The organism is Pantoea sp. (assembly GCF_039594315.1).
Lineage (GTDB): Bacteria > Pseudomonadota > Gammaproteobacteria > Enterobacterales > Enterobacteriaceae > Pantoea.
In genome coordinates this window covers 1-15,283 of sequence record NZ_JBCNNP010000077.1, presented here as the reverse complement: position 1 = coordinate 15,283, position 15,283 = coordinate 1, and the positions used below count along the sequence as shown (strand labels likewise).

At 53.5% G+C, this 15,283-nt stretch carries 14 protein-coding genes and 1 tRNA gene; all 15 read right to left on the bottom strand.

Annotated features, from left to right (window positions below; genetic code table 11):
• Positions 1-21: 21 nt before the first annotated feature.
• Positions 22-98: transfer RNA gene (locus ABDW13_RS22190), tRNA-Arg, on the bottom strand.
• A gap of 159 nt (positions 99-257) precedes the next feature.
• Positions 258-992 (bottom strand): lipopolysaccharide N-acetylmannosaminouronosyltransferase, encoded by a 735-nt coding sequence (gene wecG, locus ABDW13_RS22185; RefSeq protein WP_343554687.1) that lies wholly within the window; start codon positions 990-992, stop codon positions 258-260.
• A gap of 29 nt (positions 993-1,021) precedes the next feature.
• Positions 1,022-2,365 carry an ECA oligosaccharide polymerase gene (gene wzyE, locus ABDW13_RS22180; protein WP_343554686.1) on the bottom strand — a complete coding sequence of 448 codons (1,344 nt, stop codon included), beginning with the start codon at positions 2,363-2,365 and terminating at the stop codon, positions 1,022-1,024.
• Complete coding sequence (locus ABDW13_RS22175) at positions 2,362-3,432, bottom strand: TDP-N-acetylfucosamine:lipid II N-acetylfucosaminyltransferase (RefSeq protein WP_343554685.1); 1,071 nt, start codon at positions 3,430-3,432, stop codon at positions 2,362-2,364. The genes wzyE and ABDW13_RS22175 overlap by 4 nt, the downstream gene beginning before the upstream one ends.
• On the bottom strand, positions 3,429-4,682 hold the full coding sequence (gene wzxE, locus ABDW13_RS22170; protein ID WP_343554684.1) for a lipid III flippase WzxE: 1,254 nt from the start codon (positions 4,680-4,682) through the stop codon (positions 3,429-3,431). Before wzxE ends, ABDW13_RS22175 begins: the two co-directional genes overlap by 4 nt.
• Entirely contained in the window at positions 4,682-5,812 is a 1,131-nt protein-coding gene (gene rffA, locus ABDW13_RS22165; RefSeq protein WP_343554683.1) for a dTDP-4-amino-4,6-dideoxygalactose transaminase, read from the bottom strand. Before rffA ends, wzxE begins: the two co-directional genes overlap by 1 nt.
• Positions 5,809-6,507 (bottom strand): dTDP-4-amino-4,6-dideoxy-D-galactose acyltransferase, encoded by a 699-nt coding sequence (gene rffC / locus ABDW13_RS22160; RefSeq protein WP_343554682.1) that lies wholly within the window; start codon positions 6,505-6,507, stop codon positions 5,809-5,811. The genes rffA and rffC overlap by 4 nt, the downstream gene beginning before the upstream one ends.
• On the bottom strand, positions 6,485-7,366 hold the full coding sequence (rfbA, locus tag ABDW13_RS22155) for a glucose-1-phosphate thymidylyltransferase RfbA (RefSeq protein WP_343554681.1): 882 nt from the start codon (positions 7,364-7,366) through the stop codon (positions 6,485-6,487). Before rfbA ends, rffC begins: the two co-directional genes overlap by 23 nt.
• A gap of 23 nt (positions 7,367-7,389) precedes the next feature.
• Entirely contained in the window at positions 7,390-8,466 is a 1,077-nt protein-coding gene (gene rfbB, locus ABDW13_RS22150) for a dTDP-glucose 4,6-dehydratase (protein WP_343554680.1), read from the bottom strand.
• Positions 8,463-9,722, bottom strand: a complete 1,260-nt coding sequence (gene wecC / locus ABDW13_RS22145; protein ID WP_343554679.1) for a UDP-N-acetyl-D-mannosamine dehydrogenase — start codon at positions 9,720-9,722, stop codon at positions 8,463-8,465. The genes rfbB and wecC overlap by 4 nt, the downstream gene beginning before the upstream one ends.
• A gap of 2 nt (positions 9,723-9,724) precedes the next feature.
• A complete protein-coding gene (gene wecB, locus ABDW13_RS22140; protein WP_343554678.1) occupies positions 9,725-10,849 on the bottom strand; it encodes a UDP-N-acetylglucosamine 2-epimerase (non-hydrolyzing) in 1,125 nt (374 codons plus the stop codon).
• 10 nt (positions 10,850-10,859) lie between these two features.
• On the bottom strand, positions 10,860-11,909 hold the full coding sequence (wzzE, locus tag ABDW13_RS22135; RefSeq protein ID WP_343554677.1) for an ECA polysaccharide chain length modulation protein: 1,050 nt from the start codon (positions 11,907-11,909) through the stop codon (positions 10,860-10,862).
• Positions 11,910-11,945: 36 nt separating this feature from the next.
• The gene (gene wecA / locus ABDW13_RS22130) at positions 11,946-13,022 is read right to left on the bottom strand and encodes a UDP-N-acetylglucosamine--undecaprenyl-phosphate N-acetylglucosaminephosphotransferase (protein ID WP_343554676.1); all 1,077 of its coding nucleotides are present in this window, start codon (positions 13,020-13,022) and stop codon (positions 11,946-11,948) included.
• A 279-nt stretch (positions 13,023-13,301) separates the two neighbouring features.
• Positions 13,302-14,561 carry a transcription termination factor Rho gene (rho, locus tag ABDW13_RS22125; protein WP_008105744.1) on the bottom strand — a complete coding sequence of 420 codons (1,260 nt, stop codon included), beginning with the start codon at positions 14,559-14,561 and terminating at the stop codon, positions 13,302-13,304.
• A 347-nt stretch (positions 14,562-14,908) separates the two neighbouring features.
• Complete coding sequence (gene trxA, locus ABDW13_RS22120; RefSeq protein WP_008105741.1) at positions 14,909-15,241, bottom strand: thioredoxin TrxA; 333 nt, start codon at positions 15,239-15,241, stop codon at positions 14,909-14,911.
• Positions 15,242-15,283 lie beyond the last annotated feature (42 nt).

The window sequence follows — 15,283 nt, the reverse complement described above, 5'->3', positions numbered from 1 at the left end:
AGCTCTTGCGCACAAACTAAATGGCGCGCCCGACAGGATTCGAACCTGAGACCTCTGCCTCCGGAGGGCAGCGCTCTATCCAGCTGAGCTACGGGCGCGTAGCGCCGTTGCGGATGGGCATACTACGGGCTTGACCTCATACTGTCCAGCCCTTTTTTATAAAAAAAACGCGTTTGATTACGCTTTGTGCATTCCATCGATAAATACAGCAGTTTGAGGTGCTTACCCACCGATTGTTGCTGAAAAAACCGTCAACCTCAGAGATCGCCACGCCAATGGTAACGCAAATATTTGAGCAATTTTAATTGGCGACGCCAGCGTGAAGGTTGACGAATGAGTCGATAAAGCCACTCCAACCCGGATTTTTGCCACCAAATTGGCGCGCGCTGCACGTGACCGGTAAACACATCGTAAGTGCCGCCCACGCCCATATACAATGCATGTGGCCAATGTGCACGGCAATCACGCATCAACAATTCCTGACGCGGCGAACCCTGCGCCACCGTGACAATCTGCGCGCCGCTCGCCGCAATGCGTGCAAACAACGCATCCCGCTCATCCGGCGCAAAGTAACCATCCTGACTGCCGACAATATTCACATTCCATTGGCGGCGCAATTTGTCGCAAGTTTCCTGCAGCACTTGCTGACGCCCACCAATCAGAAACACCGGAATGCCTTCGCGCCCCGCACGCTCCATCAGCGCTTCCCACAAATCTGCGCCCGCGATGCGATTGACCTGCAATTGGGGATACTTTTTACGAAGTGAACGCACAATGCTAATGCCATCGGGATATTTGAACTCAGCTTCAGCGATGAGCGTACGCAGCTGTGCATCTTCTTCCAGCGTAAGCATTTTCTCGGCGTTCATCGCAATCAATGTACCGCTGCGTGGTTTGCCATCAGGCAACAGAAAACGCAGGAAGCTCGCCATATCATTGAAGGCGTGAAGATCGACTCCGCGCACGCTATAGCGCGGCTTATCGCTATTCATGGTATGAATTTTCCCATTGTGCCCAGAAGTTAAGAAGGGCTATGTAAAACCGGCTCGCTGCGTGGGCGAATCAACCCCGCACGCGCCAACAGCCAGTAAAGCAATTTCGCCAGCCCAATGCAGGCAGCAAAAATCAAACAGAAGAACACCACGCGAGAACCAAATGCATCCAGCCCTTCACGCGCGAGTACGATCATATTAAACACCGCGCCAAAGCAGAAGCTCTGCAATATCGCGCCGCTGTAGCGGTTGTCAGTATCGCGCCCATAAAGGTACAAGTTGTCGAAGCCTTTCATCAGCCAACCAACTGCCACAGCGCCAATCGGGATAAACCACACGCCGCCCATCACCAGCAACGAGCCGAGCAAGGTCGGTGAAATTGCCAAACCTGAATGGTTGTTGAGCACTTCCCAGGTAAAGTAGTTAGCGCTGTTCAGGACGATAGAAGGACGTCCCGGCCACAACCAGCTGGGGATAAAGACATAGAAATCACGCCAAATGGGCGCCAATCCCTGGAAATCGATCTTGTCGTAGTTCTGCAATAACAACGCCAGATTTTCCCACGGCGAGAAGGTATCGCGCGTCAGATAAAGGAAGGTATAAAACGCTTCATCACCCACCACATCAAGGTTATAACGGCGCAGCGCCAGCCAGAACATGCCACCAATCGCCATCACACCCGCGCCAACCAGCATCCACAGCGTGATCCAGCCGCGCGTAATGCCAATAAACAGGAACAACGCAAACGCGATGATGATGTTAGCGCGCGTACCGCCCACCAGCGCATAAGTCAGCAGACCAAACGACACCGAAACCAGTAAAAACCATAGCCACTGGCGCTGCGTCGGTTTGAGGAAGTAACGAATCAGCATCGCGGGAATAAAGAAGTAGAAAAAGCGTTTGAGCGCCACGCCAGACACTTCGCTGGAGAAAATCTGGTTGTAAGCAGAAAGCCGGAACAGCAGTAAGCCGTTGTGCATGAAGAACACCGTTACGGTGCCAATCGCTACCAACGCCAGCAGCAAACAGGTCAAATTGGTTTCAACGCGATTCATTTGCAGCCACGGCTTGCGCGGCGCAGCATCAGCGGGCCGCAAACGCACTTTGTAGCTGACGTAATAGATAGCGTAGAAACTGGTGGCGGCCAGCAGCGCTTGTAGCAGATAGTCTGGCGGCACCACGCTGACGTTAAAGCGGAACACCAAAATGCCCGTCAGCGGGAAGCCAAAGTAAAACGTCAGCAAATAGAGAATGGTGAAGAACAGGTGAAAGTTGAAACGCACCCGCTTAAATTCGCGCCAGGTTAAGGTCAGAATGAAACCCAGCGAAAACAGATAAACCACCAGCAGACCACTAAACTGCATCAGGTTCATGTTCTCTCCCTTTCACTCAGAGTGAGCGCATCGCGCCAACCTGCCAGATAGCCAGGGGAAAAAAAGGCGATCGCGGACTGATCACATTGCGTCAATTGCCGCTGTGCTTCCGCCACGCTTGAGACATCCAACGCATCTTCACTGAACAACACTGGCAATCCTTGTTCACTGAGATCGCGCCAGAACGGATTTTTACGGTTCAGCACGAACGGAATAGTTGCCTGAATGAGCAAACACAGCGTACCGATGCCTTGTTGACGTTCGAACATAAAATAGCCGAGCTGGCAGCGGCTAAGCAATGCCAGATAAGCATCAAAGTCAATTTTGTCGCGCAACAGCGTGACCTGCCCCGCCGGGAACAGGCGTTGTGCCGCGGCAGCAACCTCATTGATATAATCTTGATTGTTCTCTGGGTAACCGAGCGGCACCACCACCTTCACTTGCTCGCCAAACTGCGCGCGAATCGCCTCTAATCCAGCAATGTGGCGATTACTGCGATCGCCGGAGTTGCCGAGCAAAATAGTAAAGTCGCGACCATCTTCTGCTGCTGGCACCGCCGCGTTAGGCATGCGGGTCGGGAAATAGAGCAGCGAAGCCGGTACGCGCGGATGGCGCTGCTGGAAATGGTGCAAATCACCGCGCGTCGCAAATACCCGCGCCATACGACCTTGCGCCAGCCGGCGCATTAGATAAAACAGTTGGTACTTCAGGCCGCGCCCTTCTTCATACAAATCCGCGCCCCACACATGCCAGAACGCCTGCTGACGACGCAGCTTGCCGCTGAGTAACGCAAGCCAAATGCCGGGATTGAACTGACCATGGAAGAAGAACCGCTGAGAACGATTTGCTGCCCGAGTAATCACCGCCTGCGCCAGCACACGCTTGCTGCTGAAGATTTCAATATGCAGCGACGTGTAGGCTTGCAGCGTTTCTGGGGCATTAGAAACCACCATAAATTGACGCGGCGCATCGCCAGGCATCTCGCGGCTCATCACGTCATTAAAGAAGCGCAACACCGTATGATTGTGATGTGGGATATCCGATCCCAACACGTGAAAAGTCGTCATTTTTTCCGGCAATAAATCATGAAGGCGCCACAACAAAGGGCGAAGTAGAGCACGTAGGTTGCCATGTAAGCCTGAGCGGCTCCGGCGGTACCGTGCAAAGGAATCAGCCAATGGGAAAAACCGGTCAGCAACGCAAACTGGCTGATTTCAGTCAAAATATAAAAGCGCAGCGACGCTTTAGCGATCACCAGATATCCGAAAACATAGGCACCAACTTTAAACACGTCACCGCATAACTGCCAAACAAACAGGTCACGCATCGCGCTGAACTGGGATGAAAACAGCAGCCAAATCGCCACGTCGCGCAGTAACCACACGCAGAAACTGGCCGCCGCCACCGCAGGCAACACAAAACGCAGCGCGCGGCCAATTTCACGAGCAATTTGTGGCTTCTGCTCCAGGCGCGCCAATGTTGGCAGCAGCCAAACGCTAAAGGTGGCAGTGATAAATTGCAGGTAGGCATCGGAAATGCTGGTCACGCCTTGCCACAAGCCAACTTGCGCCCAACCTTGCTGCTCCGCCAGCAGATTACGCATCATCACCCACGCCACCGGCAAGGTGAATGAGGTAATCAGCGCCATAACGGTAAATTTCGCCAGATTGCGCGCCAAATCGGGATGCCAGCCTGGCTTGAGCCAACTGAGCGGCAGCACATCGCGATGGCGGCGTAACATCAGCAAGGCCGGGAATACCAGCAACGCCGGAACCAACGCCAGGCCGACCAGCGCACCCGCATAGCCGCCCATCCACCAGCAGATAACATAACCCAGCACACCAATCAGGCTTCCGGCAATCAGCGCCAGCGCATTGCCGCGCGCGTCACGAAAACCTTTCAGTAATGCCAGCGTGAGATTGGCCCAGGCAATGCCGAGTTGCAGGAAAGCGACGATGCGCAGCACATTTTCAAAGCCGGCATGACCAAACAGCGCCGTGCTGATCGGTTTTGCCGCCAGCAAAAACACCAACGCCAGCAGCGTAGAAAAGCCCAACACAATCGCCGAAGCCGTGCCGGTCACGGCGCGCAGTTGCTGCGGATGATGTTGGTGTTGCGCCACTAAAGTGGTGATGCCGTTAAAAATACCGGCACCGGCCAACACGCCGAGTACCGTGATTAACTGGCGAAAGTTACCAGCCTGACCAATGCCTTCTGGCCCGTAACTGACGGCCAGAAGTTTCACCACCAGCAAACCGGCAACGATTTTGACCAGAGTGGAAGACGCGGTCCAGACGGATGCTTTAGCTAATGACATCAGGCAAAGAAACTCAGCAACGAACTGATCACTGTACGCTGATTATTGTCCGACAGGTTATAGAACAGCGGCAGACGTAACAGGCGCTCACTTTCCGAGGTGGTAAACACATCATCGCCATGGAAACGACCAAAGCGTTCTCCAGCCGGTGAACTGTGCAGCGGAATGTAATGGAACACCGTGAGGATTTCCGCCTCTTTCATCCAGTTGATTAGCGCCTGACGATCGTCGCTGTCGCGAAGTTTGATATAGAACATATGCGCGTTGTGGCGACAGTTTTTCGGCACCACTGGCAGTTCAATGCGCCCGGCTGCTGCCAGCGGTTGCAGCGCATCATAATAGCGTTGCCACAAACGCAGACGCTGCTGGTTGATGCGTTCTGCTGCCTCCAACTGCGCCCACAAATAGGCAGCTTGCAGATCCGCCATCAGATAGCTGGAACCGATGTCACGCCAGGTATATTTATCCACTTGTCCGCGGAAGAACTGGCTGCGGTTGGTGCCTTTTTCACGGATGATTTCCGCACGCTCCACCAGCTTCGCTTCGTTGATCAACGTCGCGCCACCTTCGCCACCGGCGGTGTAGTTTTTGGTTTCATGGAAGCTAAAACAGCCAATATGACCGATAGTGCCAAGCGCGCGTCCTTTGTATTGCGACATCACACCCTGCGCCGCATCTTCAATCACATACAGTTTATGCTTCGCCGCCAGCGCCATGATGGTGTCCATCTCACACGCCACGCCCGCATAATGCACCGGCACAATGGCGCGGGTTTTTGGCGTGATCGCCGCTTCAATCAGCGTTTCGTCGATATTCAGCGTATCCGGACGCACATCGACAAACACGATGGTCGCACCGCGCAGCACAAAGGCGTTGGCGGTGGAAACAAAGGTGTAGCTCGGCATGATCACTTCATCGCCGGGCTGCAAATCAATCAATATCGCAGCCATCTCTAACGATGCGGTGCAGGATGGCGTCAGCAATACTTTTTTGCTGCCGAAGTGTTGCTCCATCCACTGCTGGCAGCGACGGGTAAATCCGCCATCGCCACACAGCTTGCCGCTGGCCATCGCCGACTGCATATATTCAACTTCACTGCCGACAATCGGCGGCGCATTAAATGGGATCATCGAGCTTTCCTGTAGAACCAGTACGCGGTGCTTTCTAGCCGCGCACCGCTGCGTAAATAGAGGCGCATCGCCGTGAGGTTGCTGAGTTGAGTGGCGACGCGCAGCTGTGAAAGTTGGCGCACGCGGCCCCAATCCGCCGCAGCGAGTAACAAGCGCTGCCCCACGCCCTTTCCTTGTGCGCCGGGCAACACCGCCAACAGGCCGATACGCATGTCGCCGTCCACTTCGCGCATTGAGACAAAACCTTGCAGCGCGCCCTGCTCATCACAAGCCACTAAGCATTGATTATCGAAGGTGCCGCGTATCGCGTTTTCAGCCCATTGTGCATAAAAGCGTGCGCTGTCCGTTGCATCGAACCAGGGAGCACGAAAACGGCTTTGGCTGAACGCCTGCGCTGCCGCCTCACGCAACGCGGGAATTTGCGCTTCCCGCGCAATACGCACGCCAGCTTGCCGCTCAGTATGTTTGATGGGGATGCTGAGATCGGCTTCACCTTCAACCAGCTGAAAACCCTGCTGGCTCAATGCATCGATAACCTCAATGCGCTCGGCTGGCACTTTGGCTTGCCACAACGCATAAGGCTGCTGCAACGCGTCGGCCAGCGGCAAATCACCGTCCAGTTCAAGTCGCGCGCTGTTCTGCCCGAAGAAGTCGTTTTCCCATTTGAGGGGATTAATATTGACGCGGACGGGCATTATGAACATCCAGCAAATACTGGCCGTAGCCGGTTTTGGTCAAAGCCTGCGCGGCTGCCAGCAATTGAGCATCGCTGAGCCAACCGTTGCGCCACGCGATCTCTTCCAGACAGGCGATTTTAAAGCCCTGCCGTTTTTCCACCGTTTGCACAAACATGCTCGCTTCAATCAGGCTGTCATGCGTGCCGGTATCCAGCCAGGCAAAACCACGCCCTAATAGTTCGACGGCAAGCTCACCCTGATCGAGATACATCTGGTTGATGGCGGTGATTTCTAACTCGCCTCGCGCAGAAGGCTTAACCTGTTTGGCAAACTCCACCACACGATTATCGTAAAAATAGAGTCCCGTCACTGCCCAGCGCGATTTTGGCTGCTGCGGCTTTTCCTCGATCGATAGCGCGTTGAAATCATCATCAAACTCCACCACGCCAAAACGTTCCGGATCCATCACCTGATAGGCAAATACCGTGGCGCCGCAGCTGCGTGCCGCCACTTTCTTCAGTTTAGGGCTGAAACCCTGGCCGAAATAGAGATTGTCGCCCAGCACTAGGCAGCAGTTATCATCACCGATAAAGGATTCACCAATGATAAACGCCTGTGCTAATCCATCAGGGCTGGGTTGTTCTGCATAGGCTAGTTGGATGCCAAATTCGCTGCCATCGCCGAGCAAACGCTCAAAATGGGCGCGATCTTCCGGCGTGGTGATGATCAAAATTTCGCGTATGCCTGCCAACATCAGCACCGACAGTGGATAGTAAATCATCGGCTTGTCGTACACCGGCAAAAGCTGTTTCGAGATGGCGCGGGTAATCGGATGCAAGCGCGTGCCCGAACCTCCGGCTAAAATAATGCCTTTCATCGCTGCTCCTTTTGCAGTGCGCTTTAGCGCGGCGTGGTTAATCCCAAACGTTCGCCGCGATAGCTGCCGTTAAGAATCGCCTGCCACCATTGCGGGTTCGCCAGATACCATTGCACGGTTTTTCGAATGCCGCTCTCAAAGGTTTCCTGCGGCGTCCAGCCAAGTTCTCGGGCGATTTTACTGGCATTGATGGCGTAACGCTGATCATGTCCTGGGCGATCGGTGACAAAGGTGATCAAATCCCGATAGCGCGCCAGATGTGGCGCACGTTGCTGCGGTGCCAGCTCATCCAGTAGATCGCATAGCGTCTCCACCACTTCAAGATTGCGCCGTTCGTTATGACCGCCAATATTGTAGGTTTCGCCGACTTTGCCGCTGCTCACCACGCTGTAAAGTGCGCGCGCATGATCTTCCACATACAACCAGTCGCGAATCTGGCTGCCATTGCCATACACCAGCAACGGCTTTCCAGCCAGCGCATTGATGATGGTGAGCGGAATCAGCTTCTCTGGAAAATGGTAGGGGCCGTAATTGTTGGAGCAGTTGGTGATGATAATCGGCAAGCCATAGGTGCGAAGCCAGGCACGCACAAGGTGATCGCTGCTGGCTTTAGTGGCTGAATACGGGCTGCTTGGCGCATAAGGCGTGGTTTCAGTGAAGAAATCGTCGCTGCCGTGCAGATCACCAAACACTTCGTCGGTGGAGATGTGATGCAGGATGAAGCCCTTTTTGCGTTCATCCGCCATGCCATTCCAGTAATACCTTGCTGCTTCCAGCAATTGATAAGTGCCGACGATGTTGGTTTCGACAAAAGCAATCGGCCCATCAATCGAACGGTCAACATGGCTTTCCGCCGCCAAATGCATGATGCAATCGGGCTGGTATTGCGCCATAACGCGATCTAACTCGGCACGATCACAAATATCCACTTGCTCAAAGGCAAAGCGCGCATCTTGTTGTACCGGTGCCAGCGAGGCCAAATTCCCGGCATAACTGAGCTTATCGACCACCACCACGCGATGTTCGGTGCTCTCAATGAGAAAACGCACCAGCGCCGAGCCAATAAAGCCCGCGCCGCCCGTAACCAGAAACTGCTTCATCGCCAGACACCTTTGGTATCGACAATCCACGGTTGCGTGACTTGTACGGCGTCGATGGCGCGGAACTGCGCATGATCAACCAGCATTACCACGATATCGGCCTGTTGCAGCGCCTTTTCGCTGGAAATCAATGCGGCTTCATCTGCCAGCCGCGCAGGAATCTCAGTAACGTGCGGCTCAACTACCCAGGTTTGCCCGCTGTGCCATTCAGCAATCATATGCGCCACCGTCACCGCCGGGCTTTCGCGCAAATCGTCAATGTTCGGTTTAAATGCCAGGCCAAAGCAAGCGATGGTAACGTCACTGGCGCGTTTGCCGCTGGCGGTGAGGCACTCTGCTAACGCCTGTTTAACTTGATCCAACACCCAACCTGGCTTGGCATCATTCACTTCGCGTGCAGTGCGGATCAATCGCGCCTGTTCAGGATTTTGCGCCACAATAAACCACGGATCGACCGCGATGCAGTGACCGCCAACGCCCGGCCCCGGTTGCAGGATGTTGACGCGCGGATGGCGATTTGCCAACGCAATTAGCTCCCACACATTGATGTTCTGCTCGGCGCAGATCAGCGACAGCTCATTGGCAAAGGCGATGTTCACATCGCGGAAGCTGTTTTCGGTCAGTTTGCACATTTCAGCGGTGCGCGCGTTGGTTTCCACGCATTCGCCGCGCAGGAAGATGCGGTACAGCTCGCTGGCTCGCGCGGAACACGCTGGCGTCATACCGCCAATCACACGATCGTTGTCCAGCAGCTCAACCATCACTTTGCCCGGCAACACGCGCTCCGGGCAGTAAGCGATAAATACCTCGCATGCCTCGCCGTGTTGCGGAAAATGCAGATCGGGACGTGCTGCAGCCAACCAGTCGGCCATTTGTTCTGTGGTGCCAACCGGCGAGGTTGATTCGAGGATCACCAGATCACCAGCTTTCAATACTGGCGCAATCGCCAGCGCAGCAGCCTGTACGTAGCTGAGATCGGGCTGATGATCGCCAATAAACGGCGTCGGTACCGCAATCAGAAAAGCGTCGGCGGCTTCAGCTTGCGTAGTGGCGCGCAGATAACCGGCATGAACCGCCTCACGCACCACCTCGCCCAGTTCCGGCTCAACGATATGGATATCACCACGATTGATGGTTTCGACAGCGCGGATATTGATATCCACGCCGATGACTTTTTTTTCCCGAGAAGCAAAAACGGCGGCGGTTGGCAACCCAATGTAGCCCAGTCCGATGACGGAAATGGTTTCAAAACTCATGGTTATACTCTGTGTTGTTTTAGGGCCTGCAAAATGCGCGCGCAGGCATGACCATCGCCATATGGATTGTGCGCGCGGCTCATTGCCTGCCAGGCTTCATCGTCCTGCAACAGCAGGCTGACTTCAGCGACAATTTTACTGATATCGGTGCCCACCAACTTCACCGTGCCTGCATCGACGGCTTCCGGGCGCTCGGTGGTATCACGCATCACCAGCACCGGTTTACCCAGCGATGGTGCTTCTTCCTGAATGCCACCGGAATCAGTCAAAATCAGCCATGAGCGATTCATCAGCCAAACAAACGGCAGATATTCCTGCGGCTCGATCAGAATGATGTTTTCAATGCCGCTGAGAATGCGGTTTACCGGCTCGCTGACATTCGGGTTGAGGTGCACCGGATAAACAATTTGCGCCTGCGGATGCTGGCGGGCAATTTGCGCCAGTGCGCTGCAAATACGCTCAAAACCATCACCAAAACTTTCACGACGATGGCCGGTGACCAGAATCAGTTTTTTGTCGGCGTCGAGGAAGGGGTAACGCGCTGCAAGGCGGGCATTGAGATCGGCATCATCCAACACGCGATCGCGGACCCATAACAACGCATCAATCACCGTGTTGCCAGTGACGAAAATGCGCGCTTCCGGCAGATTTTCGCGCAACAGGTTTTGCCGTGAATTTTCGGTAGGCGTGAAGTGATAACTCGCCAGATGGCCGGTTAAGGTACGGTTAGCCTCTTCGGGCCACGGCGACATTAAGTTGCCGGTGCGCAGCCCGGCTTCCACATGCCCTACCGGAATCTGGTGATAGAACGCCGCCAGGCTCGCCGCAAAAGTGGTGGTGGTATCGCCGTGCACCAACACCACATCCGGTTTGAAATCAGCGAGGACGGTTTTCATGCCTTGCAAAATGCGGCTGGTGATCTCCGTCAGTCCTTGCTCGGGTCGCATGATATTCAGGTCATAATCGGGTTGCAGCTTAAACAGCCGCAACACTTGATCGAGCATTTCACGGTGCTGCGCGGTGACACACAGCCGTGACTCGAACGCAGCATCCTGCGCCAGCGCTTGCACCAGCGGAGCCATTTTGATCGCTTCAGGACGTGTGCCAAATACGGTCAGAACTTTCACGTGACTTCTCTTAGTGGCTGGTTGGTAACGTTAAACGCGGACGGCGCACCAGCGCCACTCCCGCACCAACTAGCGCGCCAATGACGCCCCACATGATCATCATAAACAGACGACGCGGACTATCGCGCGATACCGGTTCTTCCGGGGTACGTAAATAACGATAGGTCTGGAACTTTTTGTCCAGACGCGGCCCGGCTTGCAGTGTGCTGAGCATCGCCTTGTTTTGATCATAGCTTAAATCGTAAGCGGGTCCGCTGGCTTGCAAGGTGTCGAGTTGCGCTTGCAGCATTTGCTGTCCAAGCAGGAAGCGATCGCTGTCCGGCAGCGCTTCACCGGTTACCGGTGCGCGATTCTCTTTAATGCCTTGCTCGCCCGCCACTTTGAGCGCTTGTTCGATACGTTGACGTTGACGTTCAAATACTGCCTGCGCCACGTCTTGCTGGCGATGAACCTGTGATTGCAACTGCACGCTGCGTGCCTGCCAGGCGCCTTTTAATTCATCGTTCAGATGACGCGCCGCGCGTTCGCTGGCATAGGCGATGTATTGGCGCAGCAAATTGTTGGCATCACTGGCGGTTTCCGCGATCAGCTTGACGTTATCTAAGATGTTGCGTGCCGGGTCAGCCGCCGTAAATTGAATGTTGGTGATCAAATCGTCCAGCAACGCCGCATCGTTATGCGCATTGCCACTTTTGCGGCTTTTGTAATATTCGGTCTGCTGCCAGAAATCGCGACGCGTATCCCAGGAAGCCAATTGCATGGTGAATTCCTGGTAAACCTCATCCATCACCGTTGGTGCGGGCGAATTAAGATTCAACGTGTTGTTGCGCACATCCAGATTGTTGAGAAACTGCTGCTGCACAAAGAAATCACCCAACATGTTGACGGTCGGACGATCGGTGACCGCCGTGGTGCTCCAGGCTTGTTTCATCAACATAGAAGCCACCCACGCCAACAGCGCGAACAGCAGCGCCAAGCCCACAATCCAGCGCTTACCGCGCCAAAGTGTGCAGCCAAGGCCGCGTATATCCAGTTCGTTCTCCACAACCACAGAGGTCATAACAAAAATCCTTATTAGGGTACTTTTCTGGGTAATTTATTTTTTATCTTCGCCACTGCTTTGCCAGCGACGTTTAATACGACGAATTTTACGTGCCACGCGCCATGCGTGCTTCAGGCAGTAGCCGTAAAGCAGGAATGCCATCATGAACAGTACCAGCATCACCCATTCCGGGATGAAGGCCAGATATTCACCAAGCACGCCAATGCCGGCCAGAATCGCTGCAGCAACGGTAATTAACACAAATGCCTGCCGCGAGGTGAAACCGGCACGCATAATTAAGTGGTGAATGTGCTGACGGTCAGCAGAAAACGGGCTCATGCCTTTACGCAAGCGGCGATACATAATCGCCACCATATCCATCAGCGGAATGGCGATCAGCCACAGCGCGGTGACCGGCGTAATCGGATGGCTCAGACCTTGCGTGGTTTCCAGCAATATCCAGATGATGGTGAAGCCAATCATGGTGCTGCCGGCATCGCCCATAAACACTTTGTAGCGGCGACCAATCAACCCGAGATTGAGCAGAATATAAGGAATGGTGGCGGCGATCATCGCAAAGCACCACATCGCGAGGCTGGTTTGGCCGTCGAAGTACAGAATGATACCGATGGCGGCAAACGTGACGCTAGAGAGGCCGCCCAATAGGCCATCAATGCCATCGACCATGTTGAAGGCATTAATCGCCGCCCATACCGCAAATAACGTCAGTACGTAACCGAAAGGTCCAACGATTAATTCAACCGGGCCGATAATAAAACCGAGGCTGAGCAAATAGAGTTTGGCGCCGATCATCATCACGATGGCAACCGCGGCTTGAACTAACGCGCGGATTTTTACGCTGATATCAAAGCGATCATCCAGCGCACCAACCAGGACCAATACGCCCGCGCAGCTGAGATACAGCATGGCATGCGGTAAATAATAATTTGAGATGGCAAACGCAAAGCAGATTCCCGCGTATACGGAAATACCGCCGACTAACGGAATTGCGCCATGGTGTCGTTTTCGGGAGTTTGGTGTGTCCACAAGCCCAATTTTTTTAGCTGCTTTGCGAGCAAAAAACAGGAACACTAAAGTAAAAAGAAAAACTAAACCAAGCTCCGTACTCATAGTGAGTAAATTCACGTTCATGCTCTCAGCTAAAATCGAGGACAACAATAAGCAAAACGCCTGCTATTGCCGTATATCCCTATTCCGAATTCTGCTGCAGAAAAGTCTGATTGCTCAAAAATTCAACACATCTCTGCCACAGTCATTATAAATGCTTCCTGACTGCGCTAATCCTAATGCCCATAAATAAAAAACGCCACGTTAAGACGTGGCGTTAGCAATATTTCCTGGCAAATTGTGCGAATCGCCGCTTGGCTTAGCGACTCGCTTTTTCGCAACTTAGGAACGCTTCATCATATCGAAGAATTCGTCGTTGGTTTTGGTCATCGCCAGTTTGTTGATGAGGAATTCCATCGCGTCAATTTCACCCATTGGATGGATGATTTTGCGCAGAATCCACATCTTCTGCAGCTCTTCCTGCGTGGTAAGCAGCTCTTCTTTACGCGTACCGGAACGATTGTAATCAATCGCTGGGAACACACGCTTCTCGGCGATTTTGCGCGAGAGGTGCAATTCCATGTTACCTGTACCTTTAAACTCTTCGTAAATCACTTCATCCATCTTCGAACCGGTATCAACCAGCGCGGTCGCAATGATGGTCAGGCTGCCGCCCTCTTCCACGTTACGTGCCGCACCGAAGAAACGCTTCGGACGATGCAAGGCGTTGGCATCCACACCACCGGTCAGGACTTTACCTGAAGCCGGAACCACGGTGTTGTACGCACGCGCCAGACGCGTGATGGAGTCGAGCAAGATGATCACATCTTTTTTATGCTCAACCAGGCGCTTGGCCTTCTCGATTACCATCTCAGCAACCTGCACATGACGTGATGCTGGCTCATCAAAGGTCGAAGCAATAACTTCACCTTTAACCAGACGCTGCATCTCGGTCACTTCTTCCGGACGTTCGTCGATCAGCAGCACCATCAGCAGGCAATCTGGATAGTTGTAAGCAATGCTCTGCGCGATGTTTTGCAGCAGCATGGTTTTACCCGCTTTTGGCGGTGCCACGATCAGACCACGCTGACCACGACCAATTGGGGAAGCCAGATCCAGCACGCGGGCTGTCAGGTCTTCAGTCGAGCCATTACCGCGTTCCATACGCATACGCTTGCTGGCGTGCAGTGGCGTAAGGTTTTCGAACAGAATCTTGTTACGCGCGTTTTCCGGCTTGTCATAGTTAACTTCGTTAACTTTCAACAGCGCAAAGTAGCGTTCACCCTCTTTTGGCGGGCGAATCTTGCCAGAAATGGTGTCACCAGTGCGGAGGTTGAAGCGGCGGATTTGGCTGGGAGAAACGTAGATATCATCGGGACCGGCGAGGTAGGAGCTATCTCCAGAACGGAGGAAACCAAATCCGTCCTGTAATATCTCTAGCACACCATCACCAAAGATGTCTTCGCCGCTTTTTGCGTGCTGTTTCAGGATAGAGAAAATAATATCCTGCTTGCGCATACGCGCCTGGTTTTCCAGCCCCATATTTTCGCCGAGGGTAATCAGCTCAGAAACCGGCGTATTCTTTAATTCGGTAAGATTCATAGTGATGGGTTCTTAAACTCGGGGTAATTCTCGAAATGATTGTCGTGAGTGGTATGGCAAAAATTCCATGCCTGTTAATGGCTCTTTTTCAACTCAGCTCGACGATTATCGTCAGATGTGGCGATAGGAAACGAGGAGACAGTCGAAAGATGATGCCGAATGTGCTTAGTCATCAGATTGCCAAACCACGATAACGTTCATTGCGAGTAGGGTCTGACAAGGGAAAACTTTAGATGCAAACTACAAGGTAAGAGCGTAATGCAGTGAACTCAACTTAACACGCTTAAAGTGAGACGTCCAGCAGTGGCGAAAAAATTCACCACCGCGGGACAAACACCGCGCTGGGCTTAGGCCAGGTTAGCGTTCAGGAACTCTTTCAGCTGCCCTTTAGACAGCGCACCCACTTTGGTTGCCGCCACTTCACCGTTCTTGAACAGCAGCAGAGTTGGGATGCCACGGATGCCATATTTAGGCGCGGTGCCTGGGTTGTCATCAATGTTCAATTTGGCGATGGTAAGCTTACCTTCGTACTCTTCTGCGACTTCGTCGAGAATCGGGGCGATCATTTTGCAAGGACCACACCATTCAGCCCAGAAATCTACCAGAGTGACACCGTCTGCTTTCAGTACGTCTGTGTCGAAACTGTCATCGGTCAAGTGAACGATCTTATCGCTGCTCATGTTTAACTCCAAAAGATTGCGCCTGGCGAATTGGCGGAAATG